At 69.1% G+C, this 15,698-nt stretch carries 15 protein-coding genes; 8 read left to right on the top strand and 7 right to left on the bottom strand.

Going from position 1 to position 15,698, the window contains the following annotated elements; translation table 11 throughout:
* Nucleotides 1–217: 217 nt before the first annotated feature.
* Complete coding sequence (locus BM204_RS22410; protein WP_143099861.1) at nucleotides 218–574, bottom strand: hypothetical protein; 357 nt, start codon at nucleotides 572–574, stop codon at nucleotides 218–220.
* 26 nt (nucleotides 575–600) lie between these two features.
* On the opposite strand from BM204_RS22410, the gene BM204_RS20675 reads away from it, so the two are divergent.
* Nucleotides 601–882, top strand: a complete 282-nt coding sequence (locus BM204_RS20675) for a hypothetical protein (protein ID WP_091117326.1) — start codon at nucleotides 601–603, stop codon at nucleotides 880–882.
* Nucleotides 883–1,266: 384 nt separating this feature from the next.
* Here BM204_RS20675 and BM204_RS20665 read toward each other — a convergent pair whose 3' ends face one another.
* Genes BM204_RS20665 through BM204_RS20650 form a run of 4 tightly spaced genes read right to left on the bottom strand, consistent with a single transcriptional unit; the run spans nucleotide 1,267 to nucleotide 3,583 of the window.
* Entirely contained in the window at nucleotides 1,267–1,617 is a 351-nt protein-coding gene (locus tag BM204_RS20665; RefSeq protein ID WP_091117336.1) for an ArsR/SmtB family transcription factor, read from the bottom strand.
* 56 nt (nucleotides 1,618–1,673) lie between these two features.
* Complete coding sequence (locus BM204_RS20660; protein WP_091117325.1) at nucleotides 1,674–2,024, bottom strand: DUF202 domain-containing protein; 351 nt, start codon at nucleotides 2,022–2,024, stop codon at nucleotides 1,674–1,676.
* A gap of 2 nt (nucleotides 2,025–2,026) precedes the next feature.
* Complete coding sequence (locus BM204_RS20655; RefSeq protein ID WP_091117323.1) at nucleotides 2,027–2,413, bottom strand: YidH family protein; 387 nt, start codon at nucleotides 2,411–2,413, stop codon at nucleotides 2,027–2,029.
* Nucleotides 2,414–2,440: 27 nt separating this feature from the next.
* Nucleotides 2,441–3,583, bottom strand: coding sequence for an MBL fold metallo-hydrolase (locus BM204_RS20650; RefSeq protein ID WP_091117322.1), 1,143 nt, complete (start codon nucleotides 3,581–3,583; stop codon nucleotides 2,441–2,443).
* Nucleotides 3,584–3,750: 167 nt separating this feature from the next.
* Here BM204_RS20650 and BM204_RS20645 point away from each other — a divergent pair, with 167 nt between their 5' ends.
* The 5 genes from BM204_RS20645 to BM204_RS20625 are packed head-to-tail and all read left to right on the top strand — an operon-like array spanning nucleotide 3,751 to nucleotide 10,119.
* Complete coding sequence (locus BM204_RS20645; protein WP_091117320.1) at nucleotides 3,751–4,254, top strand: DsrE/DsrF/DrsH-like family protein; 504 nt, start codon at nucleotides 3,751–3,753, stop codon at nucleotides 4,252–4,254.
* Between the two features lie 43 nt (nucleotides 4,255–4,297).
* Nucleotides 4,298–4,531, top strand: coding sequence for a sulfurtransferase TusA family protein (locus BM204_RS20640; protein WP_091117319.1), 234 nt, complete (start codon nucleotides 4,298–4,300; stop codon nucleotides 4,529–4,531).
* Between the two features lie 3 nt (nucleotides 4,532–4,534).
* Nucleotides 4,535–6,052 carry a 4Fe-4S dicluster domain-containing protein gene (locus BM204_RS20635; protein WP_091117317.1) on the top strand — a complete coding sequence of 506 codons (1,518 nt, stop codon included), beginning with the start codon at nucleotides 4,535–4,537 and terminating at the stop codon, nucleotides 6,050–6,052.
* A 51-nt stretch (nucleotides 6,053–6,103) separates the two neighbouring features.
* Entirely contained in the window at nucleotides 6,104–8,986 is a 2,883-nt protein-coding gene (locus BM204_RS20630) for a molybdopterin-dependent oxidoreductase (RefSeq protein WP_091117315.1), read from the top strand.
* Complete coding sequence (locus BM204_RS20625) at nucleotides 8,983–10,119, top strand: Mrp/NBP35 family ATP-binding protein (RefSeq protein WP_091117314.1); 1,137 nt, start codon at nucleotides 8,983–8,985, stop codon at nucleotides 10,117–10,119. Before BM204_RS20630 ends, BM204_RS20625 begins: the two co-directional genes overlap by 4 nt.
* 5 nt (nucleotides 10,120–10,124) lie before the next feature.
* Here the strand turns inward: BM204_RS20625 and BM204_RS20620 are convergent, their stop codons facing one another.
* Entirely contained in the window at nucleotides 10,125–11,498 is a 1,374-nt protein-coding gene (locus BM204_RS20620; RefSeq protein WP_091117312.1) for an MBL fold metallo-hydrolase, read from the bottom strand.
* 136 nt (nucleotides 11,499–11,634) lie between these two features.
* Here BM204_RS20620 and BM204_RS20615 point away from each other — a divergent pair, with 136 nt between their 5' ends.
* Both BM204_RS20615 and BM204_RS20610 read left to right on the top strand, forming a co-directional pair.
* Nucleotides 11,635–12,840, top strand: coding sequence for a class I tRNA ligase family protein (locus BM204_RS20615; protein ID WP_091117311.1), 1,206 nt, complete (start codon nucleotides 11,635–11,637; stop codon nucleotides 12,838–12,840).
* 19 nt (nucleotides 12,841–12,859) lie between these two features.
* On the top strand, nucleotides 12,860–13,642 hold the full coding sequence (locus BM204_RS20610) for a GntR family transcriptional regulator (RefSeq protein ID WP_091117309.1): 783 nt from the start codon (nucleotides 12,860–12,862) through the stop codon (nucleotides 13,640–13,642).
* A 19-nt stretch (nucleotides 13,643–13,661) separates the two neighbouring features.
* On the opposite strand, the gene BM204_RS20605 is transcribed toward BM204_RS20610, so the two are convergent.
* Nucleotides 13,662–15,434, bottom strand: a complete 1,773-nt coding sequence (locus BM204_RS20605; protein ID WP_091117334.1) for a SulP family inorganic anion transporter — start codon at nucleotides 15,432–15,434, stop codon at nucleotides 13,662–13,664.
* Between the last annotated feature and the right edge of the window lie 264 nt (nucleotides 15,435–15,698).

Raw genomic sequence — 15,698 nt, 5'->3', positions numbered from 1 at the left:
CCGCAGCCACGCCCGAGACACGACCCGCGTCGCGGGCCGTCACATGGGCAGCGACGGTGTGATGCGAGCATCCCGCGAGCTCGGCGGCGTCACGAAACGACCCGGTCAGATCGTAGGCTTCCAAGATTTCCATGATTTCCTCTGCAGACTTCAAGTAGTCCCTCCTCAGGGAGCGATCAGCGGCTTCAGCACTGCTGAGCGCACCTGAGGAGGGGCCTCAACCGCGGGACGCGGTGAGGCAGACGACGTCGTGTCGGGCAGATCTCATGGCCGCCACCGGGCACTTCTCATGTCCGCCAGCGGGCAGTTTCATGGCCGTCTCCGGGCAGTTTCTCGTGGCCGCTGTCAGCCCGCCTGTGTGCAGAAGGTATTTGGCGCTGCTGACAATGCGGGTCAGGGACAGCGGACCCTCGCGAGCTGAACAATCCCCATCGTCTTCGCGGGCTCCTTGTTGAGCGCCACGCTGGTTGAGGATGACGGCGTCATGTTCGGTGATGACGAACGGGCCGTGTGCGTCATCCACGGTGACGAGGATGGGCGACACGGGCCACCGGACTTCGTCGTTGGTGGCCATGGTGTCGCCTGGATGAGGGCGTGCATGTGGCAGGCGAATTCATCGACGAGATCGATGAGCTCGAGGTTGAACATCGCGACTTCGCGACTGTGGTCGCTGGCCTGGATGCCGACTCCGCGCACTTCGAGGCACAGATGAGAAAGCTTCTGGACGACCTGGCTGTCCACGTCGAACGCGAAGACCCCGGGATCTTCCCGGTCTCCGTGGTCACCCTGGGAGCGAGCGGTTGGGACACGGTCGACCGGGCTCACGCCGAGTCGCCGAGCTTCCTGCTCGATGCCTCGGAAGAAGCGCAGCCACCCCAGTAGGAGGGGAGCACATGCAGAAGAAATCACTGACCGCGCTGGTTCGGCACCACCTGGAGATTGCCAGGACGGCATCGAGCCGTCGAAGTTCCCACACGTTGTACGGGGGCACGAGCACGTGCTGCGCCAGACCCTGATCGCACTCCGGGCAGGAAGCAACCTCGACGAGTACCAGAGTCCGGGCGAGGCCACGCTCCAGGTGCTGCACGGCCTTGTGACCCTCGTGGCGGGGGAGAGCCGGTGGAGCGGATCTCCGGGAGACCTCATTGCCATCCCCGACTCGCGGCATTCACTCGAGGCCGTCGAGGACTCGGTCGTACTACTGACAGTCGGCGTGGCCACAAGCTGAGGTTCGCGAACCACCGAGATCCCCAGCCGCGGCCCGGCTCAGCCGAGGAAGATGCTGGTGAGCTTGCGTCCGGGACGTTCGAGATGCGTCCCGTTCTCCTCCGCGACGAACTCCCGCATCAGGTCGATCGCCGCGAGGATCTTCGGGCTGCGCAGGGAGTAGTAGACGGTGGTTCCGGCGCGTCGGGTCGTCACGATTCCCCGCTCCCGGAGGACGGCGAGGTGCTGGCTGGCGTTGGACTGACTGACTCCGAGGGTCTCGGCGATCTCTCCGACGCTGAGCTCCCCGTCGCGGAGCACGCTGATGATCAACAGCCGCTTCGGGTCGGAGATGGCCTTGCAGACACGTTCATGCAGCTCACGCAGCTCTGCTTCCAGTGCTTCGTTCACGGTCACCTCCTCGGCGATGGGACAAGCGGGGCGCGGCTGCGCCTCAGGGTGCAAGGCTAGCCCTGCACGAGGATGAGCCCGATCGATGCCACCGCCAACAGGGACACGGTGAGCGCCAGGAGCAGCAGGAGGCGGGGGCTGGAAAAGGCCGCTCCGGTCCCGATCCGGGACGTGGTGCGCTCGTAGCGAAGCTCGCTGAGCACCAGGAGCGTCGTCGCCATCGCGAGACCCAACGTGCCGGGCAGGGCCTGGAGGAGCTTGCCTCCCGTCTCGTGGAGCAGCAGGGCCGAGATGCCACCGACACCGAGGGCGGTGCGCTGCCAGGCCATCGCCGTGCGTTCGGCCTGCAGGCCGGCATCGTGGTGCGGCACGTCGCGGTCGCTGATCCGCGGCCGCCGGGGCAACATGCTCAGTCGACCAGATCAGCGATGACGAGGGTGAGCGCCGCGAGCGAGGCGAGGACCAGGGACCACGCGACGAGGCGAGGGACGAAGGACGCGGGCAGCTGGAGCCCGAGCCGCATCGCGCGCTCGTTGCGTTGCCAGTCGCGGTAGGACATCCACGACAGGAAGCCCCCCAGGCCGATCAGCAGGAACCCGAGCGCGTGCCGCATCAGGGTCAGACCCGGCACGAAGCGGATCACCGCGACTCCGGCGGCCGTCAGGGCCAGGGCCGTGCGGACCCAGGCCAGGAAGGTCCGCTCGTTGGCCAGCGTGAAGCGATAGTCCGGGTGCACGTCGACGACGTCGGGAGCGTCCGCCGGCTGAGGTGCCCCGGACGCGGAGTCAGATGACATGGGCGACCTCTCGCTTCCTCGGTTCGGTCACGTCAGGGAGGTAGACGCCGCGCACTGGTTGCGCCCGACGTCGAGCACCATCAACTCGTCCTCGGGCGGGTCGAGCTGGCCGGCGTTCACCCTGCGGATGGTGTCATAGCTCTCGGGTGCGGCCGGGAGTGACAACACGATCTCCTCGACGAAGCGCTCGATGGCTCGCTCGTTGAGCAGGGTGGCCTCGAAGACGTGACGCAGCGTCGTCGTCACGGCGCCGGCCTCGTTGAACTCCTCCGGGCTCGACCAGTGCGCGGGTGCGATGACCGTCCCCGGGTCCAGCGGCTCGAGCCGGTCGTGGACGCTGCGGAACAACGAGCGGGCCAGGTCCTCGGCCTGCCCGGTCAGGTCCGGACGGCCCAGGCCACGCACGAAAATGGTGTCCCCGACCAGCAGGAGTCGTCCGCCGACCAGGAGGGCAGTGGTCCCGGGGGTGTGCCCGGGAAGGTGCATCGTCATGGCGTGTACGACGGTGTCCGCGCCCAGGCTCAGCGCCTCGCCGTCCTCGAGGGGGCGGTTGGGGAAGGGGATCTCCTCCGGGCTGTCCTGCGGGGGGAGGTGGTACTCGACCCCCAGCTCGGCCGCGAGCGTCGGTCCGCCGCTGATGTGGTCGGCGTGGACATGGGTGTCGATCACGTGCGTCACCCGCATCCCGTGTGCCTCGGCGAGCTCGAGGTACGGCGCGTGGTTGCGCGCCGGGTCGACCACGATGCAGTTCTCGCCGGGCACGCCGATGACGTAGCTGAGACAGCCCTTGGCGGGCCGCTGCAGCTGCCAGGCGCGAGCCGGCTCGGGAAGGATGTCGAGCGCCACCGGGACGAGCAGCTGCGCCCAGGCGTCCATGCCGCCGGCCAGGGACCGGGTCTCCTTGCCGAGGGCGATGAACTCCTGGACCACGTACGCCGAGCCGTTGCCCTGCCCGCACACCACCACCGCGCCGTCCAGGGTGTCCGCGGCGTACGCCTCGGGTTCGTCCAGCACCTCGTAGACGGGTTCGTGACGGGTGCTGACCGGTCGGCGACCTTCGATCCTCTGCGCCTCGAACTCGTCGCTGTTCCGGACATCGAGGATCTCCGGTACGGCGCCGCGGGCGAGCTCGTCGAAGAGCTCGCGGGGAGAGATGGTCCAGGCTTCCATGTGGTTCTGCCTTCCTGTGCGGTGATCCCACGGACGTCAGCTGGCCCCGTCGGGGGTCAATGTCCGTACAACTCGCCGCGTCAAAGGGTTGTTGTATGCGGCACTGCGAATGTAATGTGACGCGCACCACAGCGCAATCCCCTCGTAGCTTGCCGGAGGCAACTGCCATGACCGATGCGGTACCGGAAGACGAAGCCCCGAAGAGCATGACGATCGTCGCCTGGAGCGGTGACCTCGACAAGATCTGGCCCACCCTGATCCTCGGTTCCACGGGTGCGGCGTACGGCATGAAGACCACGATCTTCTTCACCTTCTGGGGACTGTTCCCGCTGGTGCGCGACGACGTGCGGATCACCGGTACCAACGCGATGACCAAGGCGCTCGCCGGGATGAACCCTCCCGGCGTCAGCAACATGAAGCTCTCCAAGCTCCACATGGGCGGCGCCGGCGCCTGGATGATGAAGAAGCTGGCGCGCGACAACAAGGTGGCCAGCCCCAAGGAGCTGCTCGAGATGTGCACGGAGCTCGGGGTGAACCTCTGGCCGTGCGAGATGACGATGGAGCTGATGGGCCTTCGTCGCGACCAGCTCATCGAGGGCGCGGGTGACCCGGTGGGCGCCGCTTCCGCGCTCTCCGAGATGAGCCGGTCCCAGATCAACCTGTTCATCTGACCCCTACCCGGCCTCAGGGCCCGGATTCGAACGGAGCAGTCCCATGGACCAGCAATTCGACGCAACCGCGGACGCGAAGGGCCAGAAGTGCCCGATGCCGGTCCTGCTGGCCTCACGTCAGCTGAAGACCCTGCGCCCGGGTCAGGTACTCCTGGTCGAGGCGACGGACGGCGGATCGAAGAGTGACATCCCGTCCTGGGCCAAGGACACGGGCAACGAGCTGCTGGACAGCTCGGTCGAGGACGGCATCTACCGCTACCTCATCCGGAAGAGCTGACGCATGCAGCTCGGCTTCGCGATCGACCAGCGCACCTGCATCGGGTGCCACGCCTGCACTGTGGCCTGCAAGACCGAGCACGAGATCCCGGTCGGGCAGTTCCGCACCTGGGTCAAGTACGTCGACAGCGGTGAGTTCCCGGACAGCACGCGCTCCTTCGGCGTCATGCGGTGCAACCACTGCACCGATGCGCCCTGCGTGAAGATCTGCCCGACCGAGTCGCTGTTCAAGCGCGAGGATGGCATCGTCGACTTCGACCAGGAGAAGTGCATCGGCTGCAAGAGCTGTATGCAGGCCTGTCCGTACGACGCGATCTACATCGACAAGGACACCAGCACTGCTGCCAAGTGCAACATGTGTGCCCACCGCATCGACGAGGACCTCGAGCCCGCCTGTGTCGTGGTCTGCCCGACCCACTCGATCTGGGTAGGTGACCTGGAGGACCCGACCAGCGGGATCGCCCGCCTGGTCAAGGAACAGGCCACCACGGTCCGTGCGCCCGAGCAGAACACCGGGCCGAACGTCTTCTACCTCGGCGCCGACCGGGCGGTGCTCGACCCGCTCGCAGCACCGGTCGAGGACACCTACATCTGGGCCAAGCCCGACGCCCAGCGCCTCGCGAACGCCGGTGACCTGCCGAGGGACCCGGCGAGCAACGCCCACACGACCCTCAACACGGCCCACCCCCGTCCCTGGGGATGGAAGGTCACGACGTACCTGTGGACCAAGGGCGTCGGAGCCGGGGCGCTCGCCCTGGCCGGCCTCGCGCACATCCTCGGGATTGAGCTGGGCCCGGTGGGCGACTACGTCGCGCCGCTGCTGGGTCTCTTCGGCGCCGCCACGACCGGCGGGCTGCTGGTCTGGGACCTCAAGCGTCCCGAGCGCTTCCTCTTCATCTTCCTGAAGTCCAACTGGACCTCCTGGCTCGTGCTCGGCGCCTACGCGCTCACCGTCTTCTCCGGCGGCGCCGTGCTGTGGCTGCTGGCCGCGATGCTCGACCTCGGCTGGGCCATAACCGTGCTGGCCTGGCTGTCGATCCCGGCGAGCGCGATGATGGCGGGCTACACCGCCTTCCTCTTCGGCCAGGCCGAGGGCCGCGACCTGTGGCAGTCCCGTCTGCTGTTCTGGCACCTGCTCGTCCAGGCCGTGATGGTCGGCAGCGGGGCCCTGGCCCTGGCCGGACTCTTCGTGGACCTGTCCGACTCCGCCTGGACGCTCCTCGCGGCGTCCTTCGTGATCGGAGCCGTCCTGCACCTGGCGATGCTCGCTGTCGAGTACGGCGGCAAGCACGCCAGCCAGCAGGCCGCGGTGGCCGCCCGCATCATCAGCTCCGGTCGCTACGCACGCACCTTCTGGCTCGGCGGCGTACTTCCCGTCGTGCTGGCCGTCGTGCTCGGCGCCCTGGCCTGGGGCGGCGCCCCCGTCGTCCTGCTGGCGCTGGCCGGGCTCCTCGTCCAGCCGGCCCTCCTGGCCTACGAGAGCGTCTTCGTCCGAGCCGGCCAGGACGTGCCCCTGTCGTGATCACCACACCGGAACAGCCCGTCAGTTCACCCTGCCTCGAAGGGACTTGTCATGACGCTTGAGTCGGAGCGTGAGATCACCCCCCTGGTGCTGCCGGGGGAGCGCACCCACGAACGCCTGCGCAACTTCCCCCCGGTCGCCGACTGGGACCACCACGTGGAGTACGACGCCAAGGCGCACCCGCGCAAGGTGCCCCACGAGTACATGCTCGTCCCGACGACCTGCTTCAACTGCGAGTCGGCCTGCGGTCTGCTCGCCTATGTCGACAAGTCGGACATGTCGATCAAGAAGCTCGAGGGCAACCCCGCCCACCCGGGATCTCGCGGGCGCAACTGCGCCAAGGGCCCGGCGACGATCAACCAGATCAACGACCCCGAGCGGATCCTCTACCCGCTGCGTCGCTCCGGAAAGCGCGGCGGCGGCGACTGGGAGCGGGTCAGCTGGGACGACGCCCTCGACGACATCGCCGGCAAGATCCGCGCGGCCATCGTCGAGGACCGCAAGGACGAGGTCGTCTACCACGTGGGCCGGCCGGGCGAGGACGGCTTCGCCGAGCGCTTCCTGCTCGCCTGGGGCGTGGACGGCCACAACAGCCACACCAACATCTGCTCGGCCGGCGCCCGGCTCGGCTACTCGCTGTGGGGAGGCTACGACCGCCCCTCGCCCGACTACGCCAACGCCAAGGTCATCCTGCTGATCTCGAGCCACCTGGAGGCGGGGCACTACTTCAACCCCCACGCCCAGCGCATCATGGAGGGCAAGATGTCCGGGGGCGCCAAGCTCGTGGTCCTCGACCCGCGCCTGTCCAACACCGCCTCCCACGCCGATCTGTGGATGGCTCCCTGGCCCGGCAGCGAGGCCGCCATCCTGCTGGCCGTGGCGTCGTACCTCTTGCGCACCGACCAGGTCGACCGGGCCTTCATCAAGCGGTGGGTCAACTGGTCGACCTACATGGAGCACCTGCACCCCGAGGCCCCGGTCGGCGACTTCGACGCCTTCATGGACCTGCTGACCGAGGACTACGCCCAGTACACCTTCGCCTACGCCGCGAAGGAGGCCCAGATGCCCGAGGAGCAGATCGAGGAGCTGGCCCACATCGTGGCGACCGCCGGCAGCGCCCTGTCCGCCCACGTGTGGCGAGCAGCGACCGCCGGCAACCTCGGCGGCTGGCAGGTCTCGCGTGCCCTGTTCTTCCTCAACGTTCTCACCGGCAGCGTCGGCACCAAGGGCGGCACCAGCCCCAACGGCTGGGACAAGATCATCGCCCACGGTCCGAACGTCCCCGGCGGTCACGAGTCGTGGAACGAGCTGCTCTGGCCGGCCGAGTTCCCGATGTCGACCAACGAGATGTCCATCCTGCTGCCGCACCTGCTCCAGGACGGCCGCGGCAAGCTGGCCATGTACTTCTCGCGCGTCTACAACCCGGTCTGGACGAACCCCGACGGGTTCAGCTGGCTCGAGGCGCTGACCGACGAGGCCCTGGTCGACTGCCACGTCGCGCTGACGCCCACCTGGTCGGAGACCGCGACGTTCGCCGACTACGTCCTGCCGATGGGGCACAGCACCGAGCGGCACGACACCCAGTCCTACGAGCAGTACGCCGGCAAGTGGCTCGGCTTCCGGCAGCCCGTGACGCGGGTGGCCATGGAGCGGATGGGTCGCATCGTCTCGGACTCGCGCGAGTCCAACCCGGGCGAGGTCTGGGAGGAGAACGAGTTCTGGTTCGAGCTCTCCTGGCGGATCGACCCGGACGGGGCGCTCGGCATCCGCAAGTACTTCGAGTCGCCGTACCGCCCGGGCGAGAAGGTCACGGTGGACGAGTACTACCGCTGGGTCTTCGAGAACAGCGTGCCCGGACTGCCTGAGGCCGCTGCCGAGCAGGGCCTCACCCCGCTGGCCTACATGCGCAGGTACGGCGCGTTCGAGGTCTCCAAGGACACCTACCGTGTCGACGAGCGCGTGCTGAGCGATGCCGAGGTCGAGGGCGCCACGGCGGACGCCCGGGGGGTCCTGCGCAAGCCGGTCACCCTGGACTCGACGCCGCCGCTCGTCGGGGAGGCCGGCTCCGTGGGCCTCGTCCACGAGGACGGCTCCCGCACCCAGGGCTGGCTGACGCCCTCGCGCAAGCTCGAGCTCTTCAGCGACACCATGGTCGACTTCGGGTGGCCGGAGTACGCCGCTCCCGGCTACATCGAGTCCCACGTCAGCCACCGCTCCATCGACGAGGACAACAGCGAGATGGTCCTGGTGCCGACGTTCCGCATCCCGACCCTGATCCACACCAGGAGCGGCAACGCGAAGTACCTCAACGAGCTGAGCAACACCCACCCGATGTGGATGAACACCCAGGACGCGGCCCGGTTCGGCTTTGCTACCGGCGACCTGGTGCGCGTCAACACCGAGATCGGCTACTTCGTGGCCCGTGCCTGGGCCACCGAGGCCATCCGCCCCGGCGTCCTCGGGCTCTCGCACCACATGGGCCGCTGGCGGACCTCCGAGCACGCCGGATCGCGCTGGGCGATGGGGCTGGTCGACCTCACGAAGAGCGACGACGGTGTCTGGAAGCTGCGATACAAGGAGGGGATCAAGCCGTTCAAGAGCGACGACCCCGACAGCGAGCGCATCGACTGGGAGGACCCGGGCGTGCACCAGAACCTCGCGTTCGCGGTGCACCCGGACCCGTTGTCGGGCATGCACTGCTGGCACCAGAAGGTGCGGCTCGAGAAGGCGCGCGAGGAGGACCAGTACGGCGACGTCGTCGTGGACACCAAGCTGTCCCGCGAGATCTACCGTGCGTGGATGGACACGACCAGGCCGGGACCCAGCGCCTCGGGGCTGCGCCGACCGGAGTTCATGATGCGGCCGGTCAAGCCGACCAGACGGGCCTTCCGCGTCGACGGCGGACGTTCCGAAGAAGCGGGGGCCGGCGCATGAGCATCCTCTCCCGCAACCGCACCGGGCCCTCGGTCGACCTGGACGAGGTCCACGCGGCCCTGGCCCGGGTCGAGGACCCCGAGCTCAAGATGCCGCTCGCCGACGCCGGCATGGTCGGCGACGTCGAGCTCGGTCGCAACGGGCTGGTCCGGATCACCGTGCGCCTGACCACCTCCTCGTGTCCGATGAAGGACCGGCTGGTCTCGGACGTCACCGGGGCCGTGAGCAGCGTCGCCGGGGTGACCCGGGTCGAGGTGACCCTGGGAACGATGGGCGAGAGCGAGCGCATGCAGCTGGCCGGGAAGCTCCGCGGCGGCCGGGTCGAGGGGACCCACCAGTTCGGCGAGGGCTCGTCGACCAACGTCTACGCCGTTGCCAGCGGCAAGGGTGGGGTCGGCAAGTCGTCGGTCACCGCGAACCTCGCCGTTGCGCTGGCCCAGCAGGGCCAGCGGGTCGGCGTGCTGGACGCGGACGTGTGGGGATACTCGATCCCGCAGCTCTTCGGCGTACGACGCTCACCGGTCGCGCTCAAGGGGCTGATGATGCCCGTCGAGGCCCACGGGGTCTCCCTGATGTCGGTGGGCTTCTTCGTCGAGGAGGAGGAGCCGGTTGTCTGGCGCGGGCCGATGCTGCACAAGGCGCTCGAGCAGTTCATGACCGACGTGCACTGGGGGGAGCTCGACACCCTGCTGCTCGACCTGCCGCCCGGCACGGGTGACGTCACCATGACGCTGCTCGACCTGATCCCCGATGCCCAGCTGCTCGCCGTGACCACCCCCCAGCAGGCCGCCCAGACGGTGGCGGCCCGGGTGGGGCGGATGGCGCGGGACACGCGGATGCCGATCGCGGGAGTCGTGGAGAACATGTCGACCCTGGTCTGCCCCGCGTGCGCCGAACAGACCCCGATCTTCGGGGAGGGCGGGGGCGCCCGGCTGGCGGCGACCATCGATGCGCCGCTGCTCGGGCAGATCCCGCTCGACCTGCCCCTGCGGACGTCGGGAGACGCCGGGGTGCCGGCGATGGTCGCGGCCCCCACGGCCGCCTCGGTCATGGAGATCCGCCGGATCGCCGGCGAGCTGCCCGTCGTCCGACGGAGCCTGGTGGGACGCCCGTTGGCGTTGTCGGTGATCTGACCGGGTCAGGACCCTGACCTGGTCAGTCCGAGCTCGACCGCCTTCTCGAACGCGTCGTCGATGAGCACCACGTCGTGGCCCTCCCGGGCCAGCAGGCTGGCGCAGATCGAGGCGCGGTAGCCGCTGAGGCAGTGCACCCAGAGCGTCTCGCGGGGAACCTCGTCGAGGCGGTCGAGCAGTTCGTGGATGGGGATGTGGCTCGACCCGGGGATCGCCTCGGCGGCGCGCTCGTCGTCGCGGCGTACGTCGAGCACGGTGGGGGAGCCGCCCGGTGCGGCCTGCGCCTTCCTGAGCTCCTCGAAGGTGACCACCGGGTAGTCGGCCAGCTCGCCGGCCGGGACCAGCGAGCCCACCTCGCCCGCTGCCGCGCCCGCGGGGCGCTCGATGCCGATGCGCACCATCTCTCGCTGGGCCGCGGAGACCTGGTCTGCCGTCTCGCCGATCAGCGTCACGTGGGTGCCCCAGGGCATCAGCCAGCCCAGGTAGGTGGCGAACTGGCCTTCGAGGTCGATGCCGATGCTGCCGCACAGGTGCCCGGTCGCGTAGACCTTGCGGGCGCGCAGGTCCACGACCCACTCGCCGGCCTCCACCCTGCGGCGCAATTCATCCGCATCAACGCTTTCGGGCGGGCTCAGGTCGATCGGGCCGGGGCCCTGCGCGTTGCGCGGTGCCATGTGGGCGTAGTAGGCGGGGTAGGCGGTGAGGTTCGCCACGAGCTTCGCCACGAACGTGTCCTCGTCGTCCTCGGTCAGGGCGTCGTTGCGCTGGTGCTCCTCTCCGATCGTCGAGGAGTCGCCACCGGCTGCCGATCCGGACGAGCAGAAGCTCCCGAAGCCGTGGGTCGGGTAGACGCCGGTGTCCGCGGGGAGGAGGGAGACCAGCTTGCGGGCGGAACGGAACTGCGCCCTGGTCAGCTCGTCGGTGTGCTCGTCCCCGAGCAGGTCGGTGCGACCCACGCTGCCGTAGAGCAGCGAGCCGCCGGTGAACACCGCCCTGTCGTCGGTGTGGTCCCGGTGCGAGACGGCGTACGAGACGTGGGTGTGGGTGTGACCCGGAGTCGAGATCACCCGGATCTCGAGCGCGCCGTAGGCAATCACATCGCCGTCGGACACGGGTCGACGATCGAAGGCGACCTCGTCGTCGGCACACACGAGATAGTCGGCACCGCTCTGGCGGGCGAGCTCGAGACCACCGGTCACGTAGTCGTTGTGGACGTGGGTCTCCGCGACCGCCGACACGGTGAGGCCGTGCTCTTCGAGGATGGCCTGGACCCGGTCGATGTCGCGCTGGGGGTCGATGACCACCGCGGTGCTGCCGTCATGCACGACGTAGCTGCGGTCCCCGAGCTCGCTGGTGTCAATGACCTCGACCTGCAGCATGGGCGTACCCGACCCTTCTCAGATGACCGGACATTTCAGTCACCGTAGGACGTCGTTCCGGCCAGGACAAGGGTCTCGACCGGGCGGACCCGCCGATCACCTGCCCCGTCCGTGCCGACGGTGGCACACTCGGGGGGTGGCCTTCTCTACGTCTCGCTTCGCTGACTCGACCCCCGCCGGCGTGGTCGGGGTGGCTGGTCGCTATCCGGTCGACTCGCCGCAGGTGCTGCCGCTGACCCTGGCCGGTCGCCCCCTGCTGACTCCCGGACCGCTGCGGATCTACACCTGCGGCATCACGCCGTACGACGTCACGCACGTGGGGCACGCCTCCACGTTCGTCTGGGCCGATCTGATCGCCTCGCTGGCCCACGTCATCGGGGTCGACGCGCTGACCTGTCGCAACGTGACCGATGTGGATGACGTGCTGACGGCCGCGGCGCGGTCCCGGGGCACGCACTACGACGACTTGGCGCTGATGCAGGAGTTCCAGTTCGATCGCGACATGCGCGCCCTCTCGGCGGCGCCGCCGGACCTGACCCCGCACGCACGAGGGTTCATCGGGCCGGTGCAGCGGCTGGCCGCAGCACTGCTCAACGCTGGAGCGGCCTACGAGCGCGATGGCTACGTCTTCTTCCGCGGCGACCACGTCCCCGCCGCCGCAGGGTTGTCCGAAGCGGCCGCCCTCGAGGCCTCGCACGCGTTCGGGGACCAGGACGACGTCCCGGGCCGCGACTCTCCGTTCGACGTTGCCGTGTGGCGTCCGTCGCGGGAGGAGGACCCCGCGTGGCCGAGTCCCTGGGGGTGGGGCAGACCTGGCTGGCACGCGGAGTGCTCGGCCATGGCGATGGCCTGTCTCGGGAACTCCGTCGACGTCCTGGTCGGCGGCGCCGACCTGACCTTCCCGCACCACGCCTACCAGGCGGCGATGGTCGAGGCGGCCACCGGCGTCACCCCCTTCGCCCGGGCCGTGGTGCACGTCGGCGAGGTGCAGCTGGCCGGGGAGAAGATGGCCAAGTCGACCGGAAACCTGGTCCTGATCGGTGAGGTGCTCCAGCGCCACCATGCGCCGGCGGTCCGGCTGGCGCTGCTCAACCGCCCCTGGGACCAGCCGTGGGAGTGTGCGAACACCGAGTTCGAGAAGGCCGCAGCGGTGCTCGAGGAGCTGCACGCGGCTGCGGGCCGCTCCGGCGGCGGCGGCGGCGGCGGAGCGAACGACGAGGTGCTCCGCCTGCTGCTCACCGAGCTCAACGTCCCCGACGCCGTCCAGCTCGCCCTGTCCGAGGGCGGTGTCACTGCCCGGTTCCTCATCGACGCCCTGAAGCTCCGGGAACCGCTGCCATGAGGAAACTCGTGGGCCCGCGATGACCGGTCCCCGCCGACGTACCGACGTCCCGGGGCCTCGAGCGGTAGACCGGGAGCTGGCCGCGCCGCTGTGGGAACAGGTGCGCGCCGACCTGACGCGCCGGGTTCAGGGCGGTGAGTTCAGCGACTCGTTCCCGGGCGAGTTCGCCCTCGTCGACGAGTACTCCGTGAGCCGGCACACGGTGCGCGAGGCCCTGCGAGGCCTCCGGGAGACGGGTGTCGTGTCGGGGGAGCGGGGGCGCACCTCGCGCTTGACCGGACCGGCCGAGATCGACCAGGAGATGGGCACGCTCTACAGCCTGTTCTCGGCGGTGAGCGCGGCCGGACAGAGCCAGCGCAGCATCGTCCGGCTGCGCGACATCCGTGCGGACGCGGTAGTGGCCGAGAAGCTGTCCCTCGAGGCGTCGACACCGTTGTTCTACCTGGAGCGGCTGCGCCTCGCGAGCGATCGGCCCCTGGCCCTCGACCGTGTGTGGATGCCGGCCGAGGCGGCCTCTCCGTTGCTCGAGGTCGACTTCACCGAGACCGCGTTGTACGAACAGCTGCGTCATCGGTGCGGGATCACGCTCACGGGGGGCAACGAGCACCTGCGTGCCGTGCTGCCGACTCCGGCCGAGCTGGTCCTGCTGGACATGCCCGCCGGCGTCGCGGCGTTCGCCATCGAGCGGCTCGGCTTCGAGGGGGGCCGACTCTTCGAGTGGCGACACACGTTGGTCCGGGGCGACCGGTTCGCGGTCAGCGCGGAGTTCACCCTGCCCGGCGGTTCGCTCGCCGACCGGTAGGGCGCCCTCGCGGTCCTGGTCAGCGGGCCTCACCGTTGGGCAGCGTCACGTGGCACTGGGCAAAGATCCTGGCCGTGCAGCTGCGGCAGATCTCGGAGTCGAGCTGCGGATAGATGGCCTCGATCGGGTGCGACTTCGTGGGGAAGAGGTTCTTCCGTCCGATGGCTTCGAGGTACGGGCCGTGCTCCAGCAGCTCCTCCACCGCGGGCTGGACCCGGTAGAAGTAGAGCCCGCCGCCCATCGCGCGGCGCCGCTTGGCTTCCTGGACCAGCAGCTCCGCACCGGTGATGTCGACGAAGTTCATGCCCCTGGCTGCCAGCAGGACGTGCCGCCGCTCCGGTGCTCGTTCGTCGATCCGGTGCAGCTCGCCCTGGACGTGGTTGACCGCCCCGAAGAAGAGGGAGCCGTGGATGCGCAGCATCGTGTACTGCGGGCACTGTGCGCGGTCCTCGGCAGGGACGAAGTAGAAGCTGTCGGGCTCGGGGTCGGGAACCACCGGCACCAGCTCGGGTCGGGAGGTGCGCGAGAGATACAGCATCAGCGAGAGCATGATGCCGAACACGATTCCCTTCTCGAGGTCGATCAGGGTGCCCGCAAAGGTCACGACCAGGACGGCGGTCTCCTGCCTGCTGGTGCGCAGGATCGACCTGATGTGCGTGACGTCGATCAGCCCGTAGGCCACCAGGAAGAGCAGACCCGCCATGGCAGCGGTCGGCAGGTACGCCGCGAGCGGTGAGATCACCGCCAGGATGAGGAGCAGGAAAATCGAGGCGTAGACCGCCGCGAGAGGGGTGCGTGCCCCCGCCGCATGGTTGACGCCGCTGCGGTTGAAGGAGCCGCTGGAGGCGTAGCTGGAGAAGAAGCTGCCGACCAGGTTCGCCAGGCCCTGCCCGATGAACTCCTGGTTGCCGTCGATGCGCTGCTCGGACTTGACCGCGATGGAACGCGAGATCGACACGGCTTCGGTGAGTCCGAGCATGGTGACGACCAGGGCAGGGAAGAGGACCTGTCCCAGGGTCTCCGGGGAGAAGTCGGGCAGGCTGACCGGCGGCAGACCGGCCGAGAGGGCGCCCACCGTCCTGATCTGGGTGATGTCGGATCCGCCCGCGAGACGGTCGAGGACGAGCGCGGTGAGGCTGCCGACGACGAGGGCCAGGATCATGTGCAGTCTGGGGAGGAGCCGACGCAGCACGACTCCCGAGACCAGCGTGGTGGCGCCGACCCACACGACGTACGGGTTGGCGTCGCCGAGACGCGTCGCAGCCTGGTAGAACACCTCGTGGAAGGGCAGACCCCGCTCGAGGTCCAGGCCCAGGAAGTTGTTGACCTGGCTGGTGGCGATCAGGAGCGCAGCGCCGGCGGTGAAGCCGATCACGACCGTGTGGGAGATGAAGTTGACCAGCGAGCCCAGCCTGGCCAGCCCCATAGCGAGCTGGAAGAGCCCGGTCAGGAAGGTCAGGGTCAGGACGAGCTTGAGGTACTCCTCCGAACCCGGCTTCGCCAGGGGGGCCACCGACGCGAAGACGGCGATCGAGATCGCCGTGGTCGGACCAGTCACCAGGTGCCAGCTGGAGCCGAAGAGCGCCGCGATCACCGCGGGCACCATGGCGGCGTAGAGACCGTACTGCGGAGGCAGTCCGGCGATCGTCGCGAACGCGACGCCCTGGGGCAGCACGATCAGGGCGCCGGTCAGCCCGGCCGTCAGGTCGAACCTGGTGCTGGTCCTGTCCACCCGGGACCGCCAGCGCAGGAACGGCAGCGCGCGGGCAAGGCGGGGCCCGGGCGTGGTCATGGTCAAGGTGGCCTCCAGGGCGTCCGGACCGGGCCGAGTCGCCGCCGCCGAGTGGTCGGCCACCGGCCGGGTGGGCCCACAGCATATGCGTGATGGCGCATCTATTGGGGGGAGTCGGCACAGTGGCTGTGCGGGGACCGGATCGGCTGTTGCCGCCGTCCTCGCCGCGCGCGATCATGCTGGGATGGGCGGCCGCACGATCCCGACTTTCTGTCCGTTGTGCTGCTCCCTGGGCGACCGTCCGCGGGAGCCTCCAGGACGCGC

The organism is Nocardioides psychrotolerans (assembly GCF_900113685.1).
GTDB lineage: Bacteria > Actinomycetota > Actinomycetes > Propionibacteriales > Nocardioidaceae > Nocardioides > Nocardioides psychrotolerans.
The sequence above is the reverse complement of the archived record's forward strand: the minus strand, read 5'-3'. Positions and strand labels throughout refer to the sequence as shown.